The organism is Methylobacterium sp. NMS14P, from assembly GCF_028583545.1.
Taxonomy (GTDB): domain Bacteria; phylum Pseudomonadota; class Alphaproteobacteria; order Rhizobiales; family Beijerinckiaceae; genus Methylobacterium.
On the sequence record NZ_CP087106.1, the window covers coordinates 5,564,220 to 5,579,707 of the forward strand.

Below are 15,488 nucleotides of genomic sequence, written 5' to 3' on the forward strand. Positions count from 1 at the left end.
ATCTCGACGGTCGATCGACAAAGCAAAGAAGATCTTGGCCGTACAGGAAAGCCGGTGGGCTTGTCGACAGCGCGGTGCGCGCGGTCCGGAACGCGCCAGGACCGAGGCCGCGTGCTAAGAGGCGGCCGGATCCCGCCCACGGACACGGCCGTCCGCCGGGATGCCCGATCCCGGCAGAAGGACCGCGCATGACCTCCTCCGTCCCCGCCTATCGCGGCGTCTTCCCGGTCGCCCCCACGGTCTTCGACGCCGCGGGCGCCCTCGACCTCGACGGGCAGCGTCGGGCCGTCGACTTCATGATCGACGCCGGCAGCCAGGGCCTGTGCATCCTGGCCAACTTCTCCGAGCAGTTCGTCCTCACCGACGACGAGCGCGAGCGGGTGATGCACGCCGTGCTGGAGCACGTGGCCGGCCGCGTGCCGGTGATCGTGACGACGACGCACTTCGCCACGCAGGTCTGCGCCGAGCGCTCGCGCCGCGCCCAGGAGGCCGGCGCCGCGATGGTGATGATCATGCCGCCCTATCACGGCGCCACGATCCGCGTGCCGGAGCTCGGCCTCTTCGACTTCTTCCGCGCGGTCTCGGACGCGATCTCGATCCCGATCATGATCCAGGACGCGCCGGTGGCGGGCACGCCGCTGTCGGCGCCGCTCCTTGCGCGCATGGCCCGGGAGATCGCCAACGTCGCCTACTTCAAGATCGAGACCGCGGGCGCCGCGTCCAAGCTCCGCGAGCTGATCGCGCTCGGCGGCGACGCCGTCGTGGGCCCGTGGGACGGCGAGGAGGCGATCACCCTGATGGCCGACCTCGACGCCGGCGCGACGGGTGCGATGACCGGCGGCGGCTACCCGGACGGCATCCGCCAGATCACCGACGCCTACGCGGCCGGCCGCCGGGACGAGGCGATGGACGCCTACGCGCGCTGGCTGCCGCTGATCAACTACGAGAACCGGCAGTGCGGCCTGCTCGCCTGCAAGGCGCTGATGGCCGAGGGCGGGGTCATCGCGAGCGAGACCGCGCGGCTGCCGATCCAGCCCCTGCACCCGGCGACGCGGGCCGGCCTGATCGAGCTCGCCCGGCGGAACGACGCGCTGGTCCTGCGCTGGGGCCGCTGAGCCGCCCCCGCCCGACTCAGTGCGCCGCCGCGGCCGGCGCCCGGGTCCCGAGCACGCCCGCGAGCCGGCGCACCGCCTCCCGCGCCAGGTCCGGGCTGATGGCGAAGCACATCCGCACCAGACCCTCGCCCTCGGGCCCGAAGGCGGTGCCCGGCGCCACGCCGACCTTGGCCTCCCGCAGCAGGCGCAGCGCCAGGTCGAGGCTCGGCTCGTCGCCGCCCATCCGGGCCATGAGGTAGAAGGCCCCGTCCGGCGGCGCGACCGTGACACCCGGCAGGCGCGACAGCCCCTCCACCAGGATCGCCCGGGCCTCGGCGCAGCGGTCCACCATCGTGCGGATGAAGCCGTCGCCCTCCTCGAGGGCCGCGATGCAGGCGTGCTGGACGAAGGTCGGGATCGAGGTGGTGCTGTACTGCCCGAGCTTGGCGAAGGTCGGCGCGAGGCCGCGGGGATAGATCACCCAGCCGGCCCGCCAGCCGGTCATCGCCCAGTTCTTCGAGAAGGTGTTGGTCACGATCAGCCGGTCGTCCTCGGTGCAGATCTGCAGGAAGGACGGCGCGATCCGGTTGCCGTAGGTGAAGTGGGCGTAGACCTCGTCCGAGAGGATCCAGAGGCCGCGCTCCCGGGCGAGGTCGCGCAGGGCCGTCATCTCGGCGCGCGGCATGGTCCAGCCGGTCGGGTTCGAGGGCGAGTTCACCATGATCACCCGGGTGCGCGGCGTGATCGCGGCCGCGATGTCGGCGAGCGGCAGCGCGAAGCGCCCGTCTGGCAGGCGGCGGTACGGCACCGTCACCGGCACGCCGCCGGCGATGCGGACCGCCTCGCCGAGATTGGGCCAGGCCGGGGAGGGGATGATCATCTCGTCGCCCGGCTCCAGCAGAACCTGGGCCGCCTGCATGATCGCGTTCATGCCGCCCGCCGTGACGCCGAACCGGTCCGGCGGGATCTCCACGCCCCAGTGGCGGGCGTGGTAGGCCCCGAGCGCCGCGCGCAGCGCCGGCAGCCCCAGCGACGTGGTGTAGCGGGTGTGCCCGGCCAGCATCGCCCGGTGCGCGGCCTCGACGATGAAGGGCGGCGTCGGCAGGTCGCCCTCGCCGATCCACAGCTTCACCACCTCCGGGTCGTCCCGCCCGCGATCCGCCACGAGGCCGATCTGGCTCGTGCCGATGCCGCGGATGCGCGCCGAGAGCGCGGCGGCGAGATCGGCGGGCGCGGCGGAGACGAGGGTGTCGGCCATGGCGGCGCGTGCTCTCCTTGCGTCGGGACGCGGCGTGCCGTCGCGCGGCGCGCGTCCAGGGGCCTGCCCGACCTGTAGGGAATGCCCCGACCCTGACGCGTTCGGGCGCGGACGTCCAGACCCCCGGTGCCCGGATCACTCTCGGATGCCGGCGCCCGCGCCGGCGCGCGCGGCCGGGCGGTGCGCGGGCTGCAGTTTTTTTCGACTTTTCAGATATTTCTGAAATTGCTATACGCCGAGTCGCGCCCAGAGCCGGAGGCCCGACGTGCTCGCCAACCTCGATCCCCTGATCCTCGCCCGCGTCCAGTTCGGGTTCACGGTGGCCTTCCACATCGTGTTCCCGGCCTTCTCGATCGGCCTCGCGAGCTTCCTCGCCGTGCTGGAGGGGCTCTGGCTCGCCACCGGGCGCCAGGTCTTCCTGGACCTGTTCAAGTACTGGCTGAAGATCTTCGCCATCGCCTTCGCGATGGGCGTCGTGTCCGGGCTGGTGATGTCCTACCAGTTCGGCACGAACTGGTCGGTCTTCTCGGACAAGACCGGCCCGGTGCTGGGCCCGATGATGGCCTACGAGGTGCTCTCGGCCTTCTTCCTCGAGGCGGGCTTCCTCGGCGTGATGCTGTTCGGGATGCGCAAGGTCGGGCCGCGGCTGCACTTCGCGGCGACGCTGATGGTGGCGGTCGGGACCTGCTTCTCGGCGTTCTGGATCCTGGCGGTGAACTCGTGGATGCAGACGCCGGCGGGCTACGGCACGAACGCCGAGGGCCAGTTCGTGCCGCTGGACTGGTGGGCGATCGTGTTCAACCCGTCCTTCCCGTACCGCCTCGTGCACATGGTGCTGGCCGCCTACCTCACGACGGCCCTGGTGGTGGGCGCGGTCGGCGCGTGGCACCTGCTGCGCGACCGGGCCAACCCGGCCGCCCGGACGATGTTCTCGATGGCGATGTGGATGGCCGCCCTGGTCGCGCCGGTCCAGATCCTCGCGGGCGACGCGCACGGCCTCAACACCCTGGAGCACCAGCCCGCCAAGGTCATGGCCATGGAGGGCCACTTCCGGAGCCACCCGGACGGCGCGCCGCTGGTGCTGTTCGGCCTGCCCGATCAGGAGGCCGGCACCGTGCGCTACGCGGTCGAGATCCCGAAGCTGTCGTCGCTGGTGCTGAAGCACGCCCTCGACGCGCCCCTGAAGGGGCTCGACAGCCTGCCGCGGTCGGAATGGCCGCCGGTGCCGATCGTGTTCTGGTCGTTCCGCATCATGGTCGGCCTCGGCATGCTGATGCTGCTCCTGGGCGCCCTCAGCCTCCTCGCCCGCTGGCGCGGCACCCTCTACGCGTGGCGCCCGCTGCACCGCTTCGCGGTGGCCATGGGCCCGGCGGGCTTCGTGGCGGTGCTGGCCGGCTGGATCACCACCGAGGTCGGGCGCCAGCCCTACACGGTCTACGGCCTGCTGCGCACGGCGCAGTCGGCCTCGCCGCTGCACGCGCCGGCGGTGGCGGCCTCGCTCACCGCCTTCGTGGTGATCTACTTCGCGGTCTTCGCCATGGGCACCGGCTACATCCTGCGCCTGATGGGCCAGCCCCCGCATGCCGGCGAGAGCGGGATCGAGCCCGGCGCACCGATCCGGACGGCGGGCATCACGCCCGCCCCGGCGATCGATCCCGACCGTCACCTCCAGCCGGCCGAGTGAGGGACCCATGGCCTACAGCTTCGACCTCACGGTGATCTGGGCGCTCGTGATCGCGTTCGCGGTCTTCGCCTACATCGTCATGGACGGCTTCGATCTCGGCATCGGCCTCCTGTTCCCGGTCCTGCGGCCGGGCGCGGAGCGCGACACCGCCATGAACTCGGTCGCCCCGGTCTGGGACGGCAACGAGACCTGGCTGGTGCTGGGCGGCGGCGGCTTGTTCGCCGTCTTCCCGCTGGCCTACGCGGTGATCCTGCCGGCGCTCTACGCGCCGATCATCGCGATGCTGCTCGGGCTGATCTTCCGCGGCGTCGCCTTCGAGTTCCGCTGGCGCGATCCCCGCCACCGCGCCGCCTGGGACGTCGCCTTCGCGGGCGGGTCGCTGGTGGCGTCCCTCGCCCAGGGCATCACGCTGGGCGCGCTCCTGCAGGGCATCGCGGTCGAGGGGCGGGCCTATGCCGGCGGCTGGTGGGACTGGCTCACGCCCTTCAGCGTCCTCGTCGGCGCGAGCCTGGTCGTCGCCTACGCGCTGCTCGGGGCGACGTGGCTGGTGATGCGGACCGAGGGCCTGCTCCAGCTGCGGGCCCGGCGCCTGGCCCTGCGCCTCACCGCGGCGACGGTGGCGGCCATCGCCCTCGTCAGCGCGGTGACGCCGTTCCTCCAGGGCCGCTACTACGAGCGCTGGCTGGCGATGCCGAACGTGCTCGTCACCGCGCAGGTGCCGCTGCTCGTGGCGCTCGCGGCCTTCGCCCTGTGGCGCACCCTGCGGGGCGGCGCCGAGCGGGCGCCCTTCCTGATCGCGCTGGGGCTGTTCGCCCTGACCTTCGTGGGCCTGGGCATCAGCATCTTCCCCGACGTCGTGCCGGGCCGGATCACGATCTGGCAGGCTGCCGCCCCCGAGGCGAGCCAGATCTTCCTGCTCGCCGGCGCATCGGTATTGATCCCGATCATACTCTCCTACACCGCGTACTCGTACTGGGTCTTCCGCGGCAAGGTCGACGCGCACGGATATCACTGATGGCACCCGCAGCAGCACAGCCCCTCTGGAAGCGCCTCGCGTGGTTCGCGGGGCTCTGGGCCTCGAGCATCGTCGGCCTCGGCTTCGTCGCGACGGTCCTCCGGTATTGGCTCAAGAGCTGATAGACCGGGGGGCGCCCGCCTGACCTCTCCCCGCGTCGGATCCCTGCCGTGCAGCTGCCCCCGCTCGTCCAGACCTTCGTGCTGCATTTCGGCGAGATGGGCTCGCGCTGGGGCATCAACCGGACCGTGGGGCAGATCTACGCCCTGCTGTTCGTGGCCGAGCGGCCGCTCAACGCCGACGAGATCGTCGAGCGGCTCGGCGTGTCGCGCTCCAACGTCAGCATGGGCCTGAAGGAGCTCCAGGCCTGGAACCTCGTCCGGCTCCAGCACAGGCCCGGCGACCGGCGCGACTACTTCACGACGCCCGAGGACATCTGGCAGATCGTCCGCACGCTGGTCGAGGAGCGCAAGAAGCGCGAGGTCGACCCGACCCTGACCCTCCTGCGCGAGCTCCTGATGCAGGAGCCCGGGACCGAGGAGGAGCGGCACGCCCAGGCGCGCCTCCGGGAGATGCACGACCTCTTCGAGCTGTTCGCCGGCTGGTACGCGGACGTGCGCCGCCTCGACACCGAGCGCCTCGTCCAGCTCCTGACCCTCGGCTCGAAGGTCCAGAAGGTGCTGGAGATGAAGGATCGCCTGACCCGCCTGCCGGGCCGGATCGGCGGCCGGTCGGCCAAGTCAGACTGAGTCGGCCGGACTGAACCGCCCGGGCGCGCCGGGCGCGGTCCCCGCTCAGGCCTCGGCGAGCGCGCCCCGGTAGAGGGCGATCAGAGAGGCGCCGACATGCTCGATGTGGCGCCGCAGGCACGCGGCCGCCGCGTCGAACGTGCGGGCCTCGCACAGGGCCAGGATCTGCGCGTGCTCGCTGACCGCGCGGGTCGCGTCCTCGGAGGTCGAGATCTGCAGCCGCGTCGGCCGCTCGCAATCCTGCAGGAGCGCGGACACGATCGCCAGGGACCGCGGCCGGCCGGCGTGCCGGATCAGGTCGAGGTGGAAGCGGCTGTTCAGGTCGCCCCACCGGAGGACCTGACCGGTCTCCAGCGCCGCGCCGTACTCCTTGGAGAGGGCGTCGAGATCGCGGATGTCGTCGGGGGTCAGGTGCGGGGCCGAGAGCAGGAGCAGTTGCGGCTCGAGCTGGACGCGCAGCTGGAAGATGTCCTCGACCTCCTGCAGCGACAGGCCCGTCACGACCGCCCCGCGATGCGGCATGATCCGCACGAGCTTGCTGGCTTCCAGCTGCAGCAGGGCTTCGCGAACCGGGATCCGGCTGATCCCGAATTCCTCCGCCAGGGCGTCCTGGCGCAACTGCACCCCCGGCGGCAGATCCCCGTTCAGGATCTGCTCGCGCAGCGAGTCGGCGACGGCCGCCGCCACGGTCTTGTGCCGCAATCGGTCGGGTGCGGGGCGTCCGGGGACCGCAGGGGACATCAACGCCTCAGGGAAACCGTATACAATTATACAGGACTCCCTCATGCCTGGAAAACGCGCGCCTGTCCAATGCCAGATTGTCCTAAATAAACCTGAGGTTAGTTCGTCCGCGCGTCTGCACCTTGGAGGTCGGCCGCGTGCGCCGTTCGGGACCTGCGCCCGCAAGGAACAGGCCGCGGCGGCGACGCGCCTGTCTTCGCCGATATCGCACCGGCGCGAATACGGCACTGATCCAAGTGAATGACGGCCCTGGATCCGAAACCGGCGTCGCGCCGGGCACCGTTGCGGGGCCTATCTGTCCGCTAGGTCGCGCCGATGCTGCGGGGCGGCCCAGGGCGCCTGACCGAGGGTCTGGGCGAGATGGGCGATCAGGGCCGTGACCCGCGCCGGACGCGGATCGCCCGGCGGCGTGACGAGGTGCAGGGCGATCGGCGGCGGCGACCAGTCCGGCAGCACCCGCTCGAGGCGCCCGGATTCGAGGTCGTCCCAGATCATGAAGTCGGGTTGCAGGGCGAGGCCGAGGCCGGCCCGCAGCGCCGGCGCCAGGGCCTCGGCGTTGTTCGCCCGAAGCTGACCCGCCGGCACCACGACGGCCTCCGCGCCGCTCCCGTCCACGAATCGCCAGCGGTCGGGTGTCGGCAGGTAGGCGTAGCCGAGGCAGGTGTGGTGGACGAGGTCGTCCGGGTGCTCGGGCCGGCCGTGCCGGTCGAGATAGGCGGGGGTGGCGACCAGCGAGCGGCGGACGTCGCAGAGCCGGCGCGCGCGCAGGGAGGAATCGGGCAGGGCCGCGATGCGCAGCCCGATGTCGAACCCGCCGCCGACGAGGTCGACGACCGCGTCCGACAGGTGGAGATCCACCGACACGGCCGGATACTCCCGGAGGAAGGGCGGCAGGATCGGCGCCACGTGCATCACCCCGAAGGTCATCGGCGCCGCGAGCCGCACGAGGCCGCGCGGCTCCGCGGCACCGGCCGTGGCGAGGGCTTCCGCGGCCTCGCCCTCGGCCAGGATGCGCGCGGCGCCGTCCTTGGCGGCCTGCCCGGCCTCGGTGAGGGCGAGCTTCCGCGACGTGCGGTTGAACAGGCGGGCGCCGATCCGGAGTTCGAGCCGGCTCACCGCCTTCGAGACCGTGGCTTTCGACAGGCCGAGCTCCGCGGCGGCGCGCCCGAAGGAGCCGGTCTCCACCACCTTGGCGAACACGGCCCAGGCCTCGAAATCGGGCAGTCTCATCGGTTGCTTCCAGAAACGATAGGTTTCCATCGTTTCTATTTTCGCCGCTCATGGCAAGGGGCACATTCCCGTCATCGCAACAGGCCGCCCGTCGCGGCCTTCCGTCGGGAGACATCGCCATGGTTCAGACCGGCCTCCACCACGTCACGGCCTTCTCCGGGCCGGCCCTGCGCAACCTCGACTTCCACACCCGCGTCCTCGGGCTGCGGCTGGTGAAGAAGACCGTCAATTTCGACGATCCGGGCACCTACCACCTGTACTACGGCGACGCGGCTGGTCGGCCCGGCACGATCCTGACCTTCTTCCCCGTCGAGCACGCCGCGCCGGGCCGCGTCGGGATCGGCGAGACCCAGGAGACGGCCTTCCGGGTTCCCCGCGCCTCCATCGGCTGGTGGACGCACCGGCTCATCGAGAAGGGCGTGGCCCACGAGCCGCTGGTCCAGGTCTTCGGCGCGCCGACACTGCGCTTCCGCGACCCGGACGGCATGATGCTCGCGCTGGTGGGCGTCGATGTCGGCGACGCGGAGGGCTGGGCGTCGAGCGAGGTGCCGGCCGAGCACGCGATCCGCGGCCTGCACAGCGTCACGCTCCTTCTCGACAGGGCCGAGGCGACCGCCGCGATCCTCACGGAGGTGCTCGGGCTGGAGGAGGTCGGCCGCGAGGGCAACCTGATCCGCTTCGCGGGCAGCGCCGAGCTCGGCGGTCTCGTCACCCTGCGGGCCGTCGGCGGGTTCCTGCCCGGCCGCCCGGGGGCGGGCTCGGTCCACCACATCGCGTTCCGGGCGGCGGACGACGCCGCGCAGGCCGCGATGGGCCAGGCGCTCGCGGCGCGGGGGCTCCACGTGACCGAGCAGCGCGACCGCCAGTACTTCCGCTCGATCTACTTCCGCGAGCCCGGCGGCGTGCTGTTCGAGATCGCCACCGACTCGCCCGGCTTCGCGGTGGACGAGCCGGTCGAGGCCCTCGGCCAGGCCCTCAAGCTCCCCGCCGGCCTTGAGCCGCACCGGGCCGAGATCGAGGCCGTGCTGCCCAAGGTCGCCTGAGCCGCGACCCCCACGCCCGCCCCGCACCCGCGCGGGGCGGGACCTCCCCCCGTCACCCGTGAGGCCATCATGACCCAGGACACCGCCGGCTTCATCCACCGCTTCGAGCCCGGTCCCGACACCGCGCGTCCGCTGCTGCTCCTGCACGGGACCGGCGGCGACGAGACCGACCTCCTGCCCCTCGGCCGCACGGTCGCGCCGGAGGCCGCCCTGCTCGCGCCCCGCGGCGCCGTCAGCGAGAACGGCATGCCGCGCTTCTTCCGGCGCCTGGCGGAGGGCGTCTTCGACGAGGCGGACCTGCGCCGCCGCACCGGCGACCTCGCGGCCTTCGTGGCGGCGTCCCGCGCGCGGTACGGGATCGGGGCGCCCGTGGCGCTGGGCTTCTCGAACGGCGCCAACATCGCCGCGTCGCTGCTGCTGCTGCGGCCGGAGACCCTGGCGGGCGCGGTCCTGATCCGCCCGATGGTGCCGTTCGCCGAGCCCCCGGCCGCGGATCTCGCCGGCCGGCCGGTCCTGATCCTCTCCGGGGCGATGGACCCGATCGTGCCCGCCGAGAACGCGCGGCGCCTCGCGCAGCAGCTCACCGCGGCCGGAGCCCGCGTCGAGCACCGGATCCTGCCGACGGGCCACGGCCTGTCGCAGGCCGATATCGGCCTGGCCCTGAACTGGCTTCGCGGCCTCGCACTTCCCGAAGCGGCCTGACCCGGCCGCGCACGACAGGACGGAGCGTTCGACGATGTCCCCGATCTCCTCTTCCAGCGCGACCGCCCTGCTGCCGGTGACCGGCCGGGTCCTGATGAGCGCGATCTTCCTCGTGAGCGGCGCCGGCAAGCTCGCGGCCCCGGCCGCGACGCTCGCCACCATCGAGGCGGCCCACCTGCCGCTGCCGCCGCTCGCCTACGCGGCGGCGACCTCCGTGGAGGTCGTCGGCGGGCTGCTGCTCGTCGCCGGCTACCGCACCCGGCTGGTCGCCCTGGCCCTCGCGCTCTTCGCGGTGGCCACCGCGGTGACCTTCCACGCGGCCCTCGGCGACCAGAACCAGATGTTCCACTTCCTGAAGAACCTCGCCATGGCCGGCGGCTTGCTTCAGGTCGCGGCCTTCGGGGCCGGCCCGTTCAGCCTCGACGCGCGGCGGGGCCGGGCCTGACCGGTCCGTCGATCCGCGCGACCCTCGCCAAGCGACCTCTGCCTTTCGACCCTCGGGAGACCACGATGCCCTACTTCACCGCGCAGGACGGCACCCAGATCTACTACAAGGACTGGGGCACCGGGCAGCCGGTGGTCTTCAGCCACGGCTGGCCGCTCAACGGCGACGCCTGGGAGGACCAGATGCTGTTCCTCGCGGAGCGCGGGTTCCGGGTCATCGCCCATGATCGTCGCGGGCACGGTCGCTCCGGCCAGCCCTGGTCGGGCAACGACATGGACACCTACGCGGACGATCTGGCCGGGCTCATCGCCCACCTCGACCTGCGCGACGCGGTGCTGGTCGGCCACTCCACCGGCGGCGGCAAGGTCGCCCGCACCCTCGGCCGTCACGGCACTGCCCGCGTCGCCAGGGCGGTGCTGGTCGGCGCCGTGACGCCCCAGATGGTCCGGACCGACGCGAACCCGGGCGGCCTGCCCCGGGACGTGTTCGACGGCATCCGGGACTCGGTCCTGCGCGACCGGTCCCAGTTCTTCAAGGACCTGAGCGGCCCGTTCTACGGCGCCAACCGCCCGGGCGCCGCGGTCAGCGAGGGCCTGCGCGACACGTTCTGGATGCAGGGCATGATGGCCGGCCTGCGGAACGTGCACGCCTGCGTGGCGGCCTTCTCGGAGACCGACTTCACCGAGGACCTGAAGCGCATCGACGTGCCGACCCTGCTCGTGCACGGCGACGACGACCAGATCGTGCCGATCGACGCCGCCGCGCGCGCCGCCGTCAGGCTCGTGCCGGGCGCCGTGCTGAAGGAGTATCCGGGCGCCCCGCACGGTCTGGCCGCCACCCACAAGGACCGGCTCAACGCCGACCTGCTCGCCTTCATCCAAGGTTGAGGAGACCAGCGGCCTTTCCCGCGCCGGTCCGGGCTCCTAAAGCCTGCGACGGGCCGCGCCCCGCGGCCCGACAGACACCAGAAGCCGCACGGATCCCCGCATGCCGACCTCCGACGCACCGCTCGCCCTCGGGATCATCGGCGCGGGCATCATGGCCGAGCGCCTGCTCGGCGCGATCCACGGGGCGGCGGACTCGCCCGTGCGGGTCGCGGCGATCTGGGACCCGGCCCCGGAGGCCCTGGCCCGGATCGGCGCGGCCTTCCCGGCGGTGCCGCGGGTGGCCGATTCCGCCGCCGTCGTGGCGGCGAGCGACTGCGTCTACGTCGCGTCGCCGCCCGCGTCGCATCTCGGCTACGCCCGCGCCGCCCTGGCCGCCGGCCGGAGCGTCTTCTGCGAGAAGCCGCTGGCCACCGACCGCGCCGACGCCCGCGCCTTCGTGGCGGAGGCGGGCGGCGCGGGCGCGGTCAATTTCCCGTTCGCCTCGTCGCCGGGTGTCGCCACCCTCGAGCGCTGGATCGCGGCCGGCGCGGTCGGCACGCCCCGGTCGCTCACCGTCGCGGTGGAATTCGCCCGCTGGCCTCGGCCCTGGCAGGCCGACGCCGCCCGCTGGCTCGACGCGCGCGGCGAGGGCGGCTTCACCCGCGAGGTGGTCTCGCACTTCCTGTTCCTGGCCCGCCGCCAGCTCGGCCCGCTCGCGGGGCTCGCTGGACGGATCGACTTCCCGGAGCCCGGCCGGTCCGAGCGCGCGGTCGACGTGACGCTCACGGCGGGCGGGATCCCCGTCACCCTGACCGGCCGGGTCGGGGGCGTCGCGGCCGATGACCACAACACGTGGACGCTCGAGGGCGACGCCGGCGCCGTCCGGCTGCGCGACTGGGCCATCGCCGAGCGGCGGGGTGCCGACGGGCGCTTCGAGCCGGAGCCCGACGCGATTCCGAACGAGCGGCTGCGGCCGATCACGCTCCGGCGCCAGCTCGAGGGCGTCCTGCGCATGGCGCGCGGCGAGCCCCACCACCTCGCCACCTTCGCGGAGGCGCTCGACGTGCAGGAGGTCGTCGAGGCGATCCTGACCCTGTGAGGGCGGCCCGCGACGGCGTCAGGAGTCCAGCAGGTCGATCAGGAACGGGATCAGCGGCGCGTCGGCGGGCGGCATCGCGAGGTCGCGCAGGGCCTTGGGGCGCACCCACTTGAGCGCCTGCCCCTCCATCGACCGCGGCGTCCCCGTCCAGCGCCGGCAGATGTAGAGCGGCATCAGCAGGTGGAAGTCCGGGTAGGCGTGGCTCGCGAAGGTCAGCGGCGCGAGGCAGGGCTCCTCGACCCGGATGCCGAGCTCCTCCGCCAGCTCGCGGATCAGCGTCTGCTCGGGGCGCTCGCCGGGCTCGACCTTGCCGCCGGGGAACTCCCACAGGCCGGCGAGCTGCTTGCCCGCCGGGCGCTCGCTCACGAGGACGCGGCCGTCGACGTCGACGAGGGCGACGGCGACCACGAGGAGCAGGCGCAGGGGTGCCGCCGCGGGGGCGTTCTCGGGCGCGCTCACTGCGCCACCGCGAAGGTGGCCGAGACCTCGGAGGACATCGGGATCGTGCCCGCCTCGAGGGGTACCCGTCGCCCCTTGGCGGCCATCGGCGCCGCGCGGGCCATCTCCAGCGCCGGGCGGTACGGCGTGCCGGCCGCGGTTGTGCTCAGCGTGCAGAGCGGGCCGAGCTTGGCGCCGACCGCCTCGGCGAGGGCCTCGGCCCGGCTCCGCGCGTCCCGGGTCGCCGCCACCTGGAGCGCCGCCTCGGTCTTGTCCGGGTCGCGCAGCCCGAAGCTCACGCCGTCGATGCGGTTGGCGCCGGATTCGAGGGCCTGCCGGAGCAGGTCGCCGAGGCGGTCCATGTCGGCGAGCCGGACGGTGACGAGGTTGCTGGCGCGGTAGCCGTCGGGCTCCTCGGTGACGGCGCCCCCCGGCCGGGCGACGGTGCGGGTCGCGGCCTGCAGGGTGACGGCGGCCGTGCCGAGATCGGCGGGCGGGACCCCGAGGGCGCGGGCCTGCGCCGAGACCCCGGCCACCGCCTTCGAGGCCGCGTCGAGGGCGGCCGCAGCGCTCGCGCCGCGCGCCTCGATGCCGACGGTCACCTCGGCGAAGTCCGGCGCCCGCGTCTCCGACGCGCGCCCGACGACGCCGATGTGGCGCTTGCACGCCGCGTCGTCGGCCCGCGCCGCGGTCGTCAGGCTCAAGACGAGGAGGGCGCCGGGCAGGATCGCCCTCACGAGCGGTAATCCCCGTTGATCTCGACGTAGGCCTTGGTCAGGTCGCAGGTCCAGACGCGGGCCGTGCCGTCGCCCAGACCGAGATCGACCCGGACCGTGATCTCCGGCTCGCGCATCACGGCGCTCGCCGCCGCCTCGCTGTAATCGGGGTCGCGGGCGCCCTGGACCGCCACCCGCACGTCGCCGAACCAGATCGCGAGCCGGTCGCGGTCGGCGGGCTCGCCGGCCTTGCCCACGGCCATCACCACGCGGCCCCAGTTGGCATCCTCGCCGGCCACCGCGGTCTTCACGAGCGGCGAGTTGGCGATCGACATCGCGATGCGGTGCGCGGAGGCGTCGCTCTCGGCGCCGGTGACCCGCACGGTGACGAACTTGCGCGCGCCCTCGCCGTCCTTGGCGACGAGCTGGGCCAGCTCGACCAGCAGGCCGTCGAGCGCCTCCCGGAAGCCGGCGAGGCGCGGGTCGGCGGGATCGGTGACCGCCGGGTTGCCGGCCCTGGCGGTGGCGAACAGCATCAGGGTGTCGGAGGTGGAGGTGTCGCCGTCCACGGTCACGCAGTTGAAGCTCGTCTTCGTCCCGGCCGACAGGAGCGCCTGCAGCACGTCCTGCGGCAGGGCGGCGTCGGTGAAGACGAAGGACAGCATCGTCGCCATGTCGGGGGCGATCATGCCGGCGCCCTTGGCGATGCCGTTGATCGTCACGCGCACGCCGTCGATCTCGGCCGTGCGGGTGGCGAGCTTCGGGAAGGTGTCGGTGGTCATGATCGCCTGGGCCGCCGCGGTCCAGGCGGTCGGCCCGTCCTCGGCCCGGGCCGCGCAATCCGCGAGCACGCCGGCGAAGCGCTCCGCCGGGAGCGGCTCGCCGATCACGCCGGTCGAGGCGACGTAGACCTCGCGCGCGCCGCAGCCCGCCGCCGACGCGGCGATCTCGACGGTGCGCGCCACCGCGTCGCGCCCGAGCCGGCCCGTGAAGGCGTTGGCGTTGCCGGAATTCACCACGAGCGCCCGCGCCGAGCCGTCCGCCAGGGCGTCGCGGCACCAGTCCACCGGGGCCGAGGGGCATTTCGAGCGGGTGAACACGCCGGCCGCCCGGGTCCCGGCCTCGAGGGCGACGTAGAGCACGTCGGTGCGGCCGCTGTAGCGGATCCCCGCCTGCGCGGTGGCGATCCGCACGCCTGGCAGGGGCGGCAGGTCGGGCATCGCGGTGGGCGCCAGCGGGGAGACGGGAGGGGCTTTCGCGGACGACATCGGCTCGGGCTCCGGCAGCGCGCGGCTCAGGTCCCGCGGCGGCCCGGTGTTGCCCGCGCGACCCCGCCGGCGTCAACTCCGTGCTCAGCCTATGATCAGGCAGCCGGAGTGCTTCGCCATTGTGCAACGGCGGCGCCGAATGCGGCGCGATCACGGCGCCGGGCTTGCGTGTGGATTGCATCCCAGCTTAGCATGCTGCATCGCAAAGCCAGCGCGAAGTCGAGTGCGGAATGCCCCCAGCCGACGTCGAGACTGCCTCGAACAGCCTTCCCCAGGGCAGCTGCTACCGGATCCAGGTCCTGGTGGTCGGCCGCCACAAGCGCTGGCGCGACGAGGTCTCGGCCCAGGTCCGGATGCTCGGCTATCAGGTGACGGCCTGCGACCGCGGCGTCGACGCCATGACGGTGCTGGCCCTGGGCCTGCCGGTGGACGTGATGGTGGTCGATTCCGCGCTCCAGGGCGGCCTGTGCTGCGCTCAGCTCGCCGTCGAGGCCCGGGCCCTGCGCCCGGCCCTGCGCATCATCCTCGCCAGCGACCCGGTCGACGCGATCGGGCCGGAAGCGTCGGCCCGCGTGCCCGACGTGCTGCTCGTCCCGCGCGATCAGCTCCAGAACGGGATGGTCGCCACGACCATGCGCGAGGCGCTGGCGAACCGCGCGGCCTGAGGTCCGGCGCGGCGGCCTGATCGACCCGGACGGCCCGCGGCTGGGGGCCGCGCGATTCGTCGATCGCGTGGCGGCCGACGCGACTCGCGGCGGCGCGGCGCCTTCCTGCGGGTTCGGGATTGTCGAGATCGAGGCTTCCTGTCCGATGTCAGCAACGCGGGCCGGGCCGCGCGGCAATCCAAGTGCAGCGTCCGCGTAATCCAGACATGCGGGCGCCGCCTCGGAGTACAGCGCCGCGCGGTGGTGCACACGCGCAAGGCGAAGGTGTCGGTCGGCCCGGGACGCGCCCTCAGAACTGATCCATCGCGACGAGAACGTGCCGATTGCGGTCTGCGAGGGCGGCTCGGCGTCTGTGGTCGCCGCGCGCCCCCAAAAACGTCAGGTTCATCCTCAAATATTGTGGTCGAATATCCGTAGTGCAAGTTGAACTTGCTCGCGCGACACGATGTTGTCATGATGGTATCGTCTATCAGGT

The 15,488-nt window shown here is 73.0% G+C and carries 17 protein-coding genes; 11 read left to right on the forward strand and 6 right to left on the reverse strand.

The genetic code is table 11. The annotated features are described in order from the left end of the window. The first annotated feature begins 188 nt into the window (after nucleotides 1-188). A complete protein-coding gene (locus tag LOK46_RS26485) occupies nucleotides 189-1,115 on the forward strand; it encodes a dihydrodipicolinate synthase family protein (protein WP_273561314.1) in 927 nt (308 codons plus the stop codon). A 16-nt stretch (nucleotides 1,116-1,131) separates the two neighbouring features. On the opposite strand, the gene LOK46_RS26490 is transcribed toward LOK46_RS26485, so the two are convergent. Continuing rightward, nucleotides 1,132-2,352, reverse strand: coding sequence for a pyridoxal phosphate-dependent aminotransferase (locus LOK46_RS26490; protein ID WP_273561315.1), 1,221 nt, complete (start codon nucleotides 2,350-2,352; stop codon nucleotides 1,132-1,134). 265 nt (nucleotides 2,353-2,617) lie between these two features. Between LOK46_RS26490 and LOK46_RS26495 the strand changes: the two genes are divergently transcribed. The 4 genes from LOK46_RS26495 to LOK46_RS26510 are packed head-to-tail and all read left to right on the forward strand — an operon-like array spanning nucleotide 2,618 to nucleotide 5,800. Continuing rightward, a complete protein-coding gene (locus LOK46_RS26495) occupies nucleotides 2,618-4,036 on the forward strand; it encodes a cytochrome ubiquinol oxidase subunit I (protein WP_273561316.1) in 1,419 nt (472 codons plus the stop codon). A 7-nt stretch (nucleotides 4,037-4,043) separates the two neighbouring features. Then, the gene (gene cydB / locus LOK46_RS26500) at nucleotides 4,044-5,051 is read left to right on the forward strand and encodes a cytochrome d ubiquinol oxidase subunit II (protein ID WP_273561317.1); all 1,008 of its coding nucleotides are present in this window, start codon (nucleotides 4,044-4,046) and stop codon (nucleotides 5,049-5,051) included. After that, nucleotides 5,051-5,173, forward strand: coding sequence for a DUF2474 family protein (locus LOK46_RS26505; protein ID WP_012321840.1), 123 nt, complete (start codon nucleotides 5,051-5,053; stop codon nucleotides 5,171-5,173). The genes cydB and LOK46_RS26505 overlap by 1 nt, the downstream gene beginning before the upstream one ends. Nucleotides 5,174-5,221: 48 nt before the next feature. Continuing rightward, entirely contained in the window at nucleotides 5,222-5,800 is a 579-nt protein-coding gene (locus tag LOK46_RS26510; protein ID WP_273561318.1) for a GbsR/MarR family transcriptional regulator, read from the forward strand. A 45-nt stretch (nucleotides 5,801-5,845) separates the two neighbouring features. Here LOK46_RS26510 and LOK46_RS26515 read toward each other — a convergent pair whose 3' ends face one another. Beyond that, a complete protein-coding gene (locus LOK46_RS26515) occupies nucleotides 5,846-6,541 on the reverse strand; it encodes a GntR family transcriptional regulator (RefSeq protein ID WP_273561319.1) in 696 nt (231 codons plus the stop codon). A 291-nt stretch (nucleotides 6,542-6,832) separates the two neighbouring features. Then, complete coding sequence (locus LOK46_RS26520) at nucleotides 6,833-7,771, reverse strand: LysR family transcriptional regulator (RefSeq protein ID WP_273561320.1); 939 nt, start codon at nucleotides 7,769-7,771, stop codon at nucleotides 6,833-6,835. A 119-nt stretch (nucleotides 7,772-7,890) separates the two neighbouring features. Between LOK46_RS26520 and LOK46_RS26525 the strand changes: the two genes are divergently transcribed. From LOK46_RS26525 to LOK46_RS26545, 5 genes are all read left to right on the forward strand, one after another. Further along, on the forward strand, nucleotides 7,891-8,814 hold the full coding sequence (locus LOK46_RS26525; RefSeq protein ID WP_273561321.1) for a ring-cleaving dioxygenase: 924 nt from the start codon (nucleotides 7,891-7,893) through the stop codon (nucleotides 8,812-8,814). A gap of 69 nt (nucleotides 8,815-8,883) precedes the next feature. Next, nucleotides 8,884-9,516: an alpha/beta hydrolase gene (locus LOK46_RS26530; protein ID WP_273561322.1), complete on the forward strand. Its 633-nt coding sequence runs from the start codon at nucleotides 8,884-8,886 to the stop codon at nucleotides 9,514-9,516. A gap of 34 nt (nucleotides 9,517-9,550) precedes the next feature. Next, a complete protein-coding gene (locus LOK46_RS26535; RefSeq protein ID WP_273561323.1) occupies nucleotides 9,551-9,961 on the forward strand; it encodes a DoxX family protein in 411 nt (136 codons plus the stop codon). A gap of 65 nt (nucleotides 9,962-10,026) precedes the next feature. Further along, entirely contained in the window at nucleotides 10,027-10,848 is an 822-nt protein-coding gene (locus LOK46_RS26540) for an alpha/beta fold hydrolase (RefSeq protein WP_273561324.1), read from the forward strand. A gap of 100 nt (nucleotides 10,849-10,948) precedes the next feature. Beyond that, nucleotides 10,949-11,926: a Gfo/Idh/MocA family protein gene (locus tag LOK46_RS26545; RefSeq protein ID WP_273561325.1), complete on the forward strand. Its 978-nt coding sequence runs from the start codon at nucleotides 10,949-10,951 to the stop codon at nucleotides 11,924-11,926. A gap of 18 nt (nucleotides 11,927-11,944) precedes the next feature. Here the strand turns inward: LOK46_RS26545 and LOK46_RS26550 are convergent, their stop codons facing one another. The 3 genes from LOK46_RS26550 to argJ are packed head-to-tail and all read right to left on the reverse strand — an operon-like array spanning nucleotide 11,945 to nucleotide 14,348. Further along, nucleotides 11,945-12,385: a (deoxy)nucleoside triphosphate pyrophosphohydrolase gene (locus LOK46_RS26550; RefSeq protein WP_273561326.1), complete on the reverse strand. Its 441-nt coding sequence runs from the start codon at nucleotides 12,383-12,385 to the stop codon at nucleotides 11,945-11,947. Continuing rightward, nucleotides 12,382-13,101, reverse strand: a complete 720-nt coding sequence (locus LOK46_RS26555; protein WP_273561327.1) for an SIMPL domain-containing protein — start codon at nucleotides 13,099-13,101, stop codon at nucleotides 12,382-12,384. The genes LOK46_RS26550 and LOK46_RS26555 overlap by 4 nt, the downstream gene beginning before the upstream one ends. Continuing rightward, entirely contained in the window at nucleotides 13,098-14,348 is a 1,251-nt protein-coding gene (gene argJ / locus LOK46_RS26560) for a bifunctional glutamate N-acetyltransferase/amino-acid acetyltransferase ArgJ (RefSeq protein WP_273561328.1), read from the reverse strand. The genes LOK46_RS26555 and argJ overlap by 4 nt, the downstream gene beginning before the upstream one ends. 230 nt (nucleotides 14,349-14,578) lie before the next feature. Here argJ and LOK46_RS26565 point away from each other — a divergent pair, with 230 nt between their 5' ends. Next, on the forward strand, nucleotides 14,579-15,013 hold the full coding sequence (locus LOK46_RS26565) for a histidine kinase (protein WP_273561329.1): 435 nt from the start codon (nucleotides 14,579-14,581) through the stop codon (nucleotides 15,011-15,013). Nucleotides 15,014-15,488: the final 475 nt, after the last annotated feature.

Excerpts from the sequence above, each read along its gene's own strand:
- LOK46_RS26505 (WP_012321840.1), top strand. The coding sequence starts at position 5,051 with ATGGCACCCGCAGCAGCACAGCCCCTCTGGAAGCGCCTCGCGTGGTTC.
- LOK46_RS26535 (WP_273561323.1), top strand. The coding sequence starts at position 9,551 with ATGTCCCCGATCTCCTCTTCCAGCGCGACCGCCCTGCTGCCGGTGACC.
- LOK46_RS26545 (WP_273561325.1), top strand. The coding sequence starts at position 10,949 with ATGCCGACCTCCGACGCACCGCTCGCCCTCGGGATCATCGGCGCGGGC.
- cydB (WP_273561317.1), top strand. The coding sequence starts at position 4,044 with ATGGCCTACAGCTTCGACCTCACGGTGATCTGGGCGCTCGTGATCGCG.
- LOK46_RS26520 (WP_273561320.1), bottom strand. The coding sequence starts at position 7,771 with ATGAGACTGCCCGATTTCGAGGCCTGGGCCGTGTTCGCCAAGGTGGTG.
- LOK46_RS26515 (WP_273561319.1), bottom strand. The coding sequence starts at position 6,541 with ATGTCCCCTGCGGTCCCCGGACGCCCCGCACCCGACCGATTGCGGCAC.
- LOK46_RS26530 (WP_273561322.1), top strand. The coding sequence starts at position 8,884 with ATGACCCAGGACACCGCCGGCTTCATCCACCGCTTCGAGCCCGGTCCC.
- LOK46_RS26490 (WP_273561315.1), bottom strand. The coding sequence starts at position 2,352 with ATGGCCGACACCCTCGTCTCCGCCGCGCCCGCCGATCTCGCCGCCGCG.
- LOK46_RS26525 (WP_273561321.1), top strand. The coding sequence starts at position 7,891 with ATGGTTCAGACCGGCCTCCACCACGTCACGGCCTTCTCCGGGCCGGCC.
- LOK46_RS26485 (WP_273561314.1), top strand. The coding sequence starts at position 189 with ATGACCTCCTCCGTCCCCGCCTATCGCGGCGTCTTCCCGGTCGCCCCC.
- argJ (WP_273561328.1), bottom strand. The coding sequence starts at position 14,348 with ATGTCGTCCGCGAAAGCCCCTCCCGTCTCCCCGCTGGCGCCCACCGCG.
- LOK46_RS26540 (WP_273561324.1), top strand. The coding sequence starts at position 10,027 with ATGCCCTACTTCACCGCGCAGGACGGCACCCAGATCTACTACAAGGAC.
- LOK46_RS26565 (WP_273561329.1), top strand. The coding sequence starts at position 14,579 with ATGCCCCCAGCCGACGTCGAGACTGCCTCGAACAGCCTTCCCCAGGGC.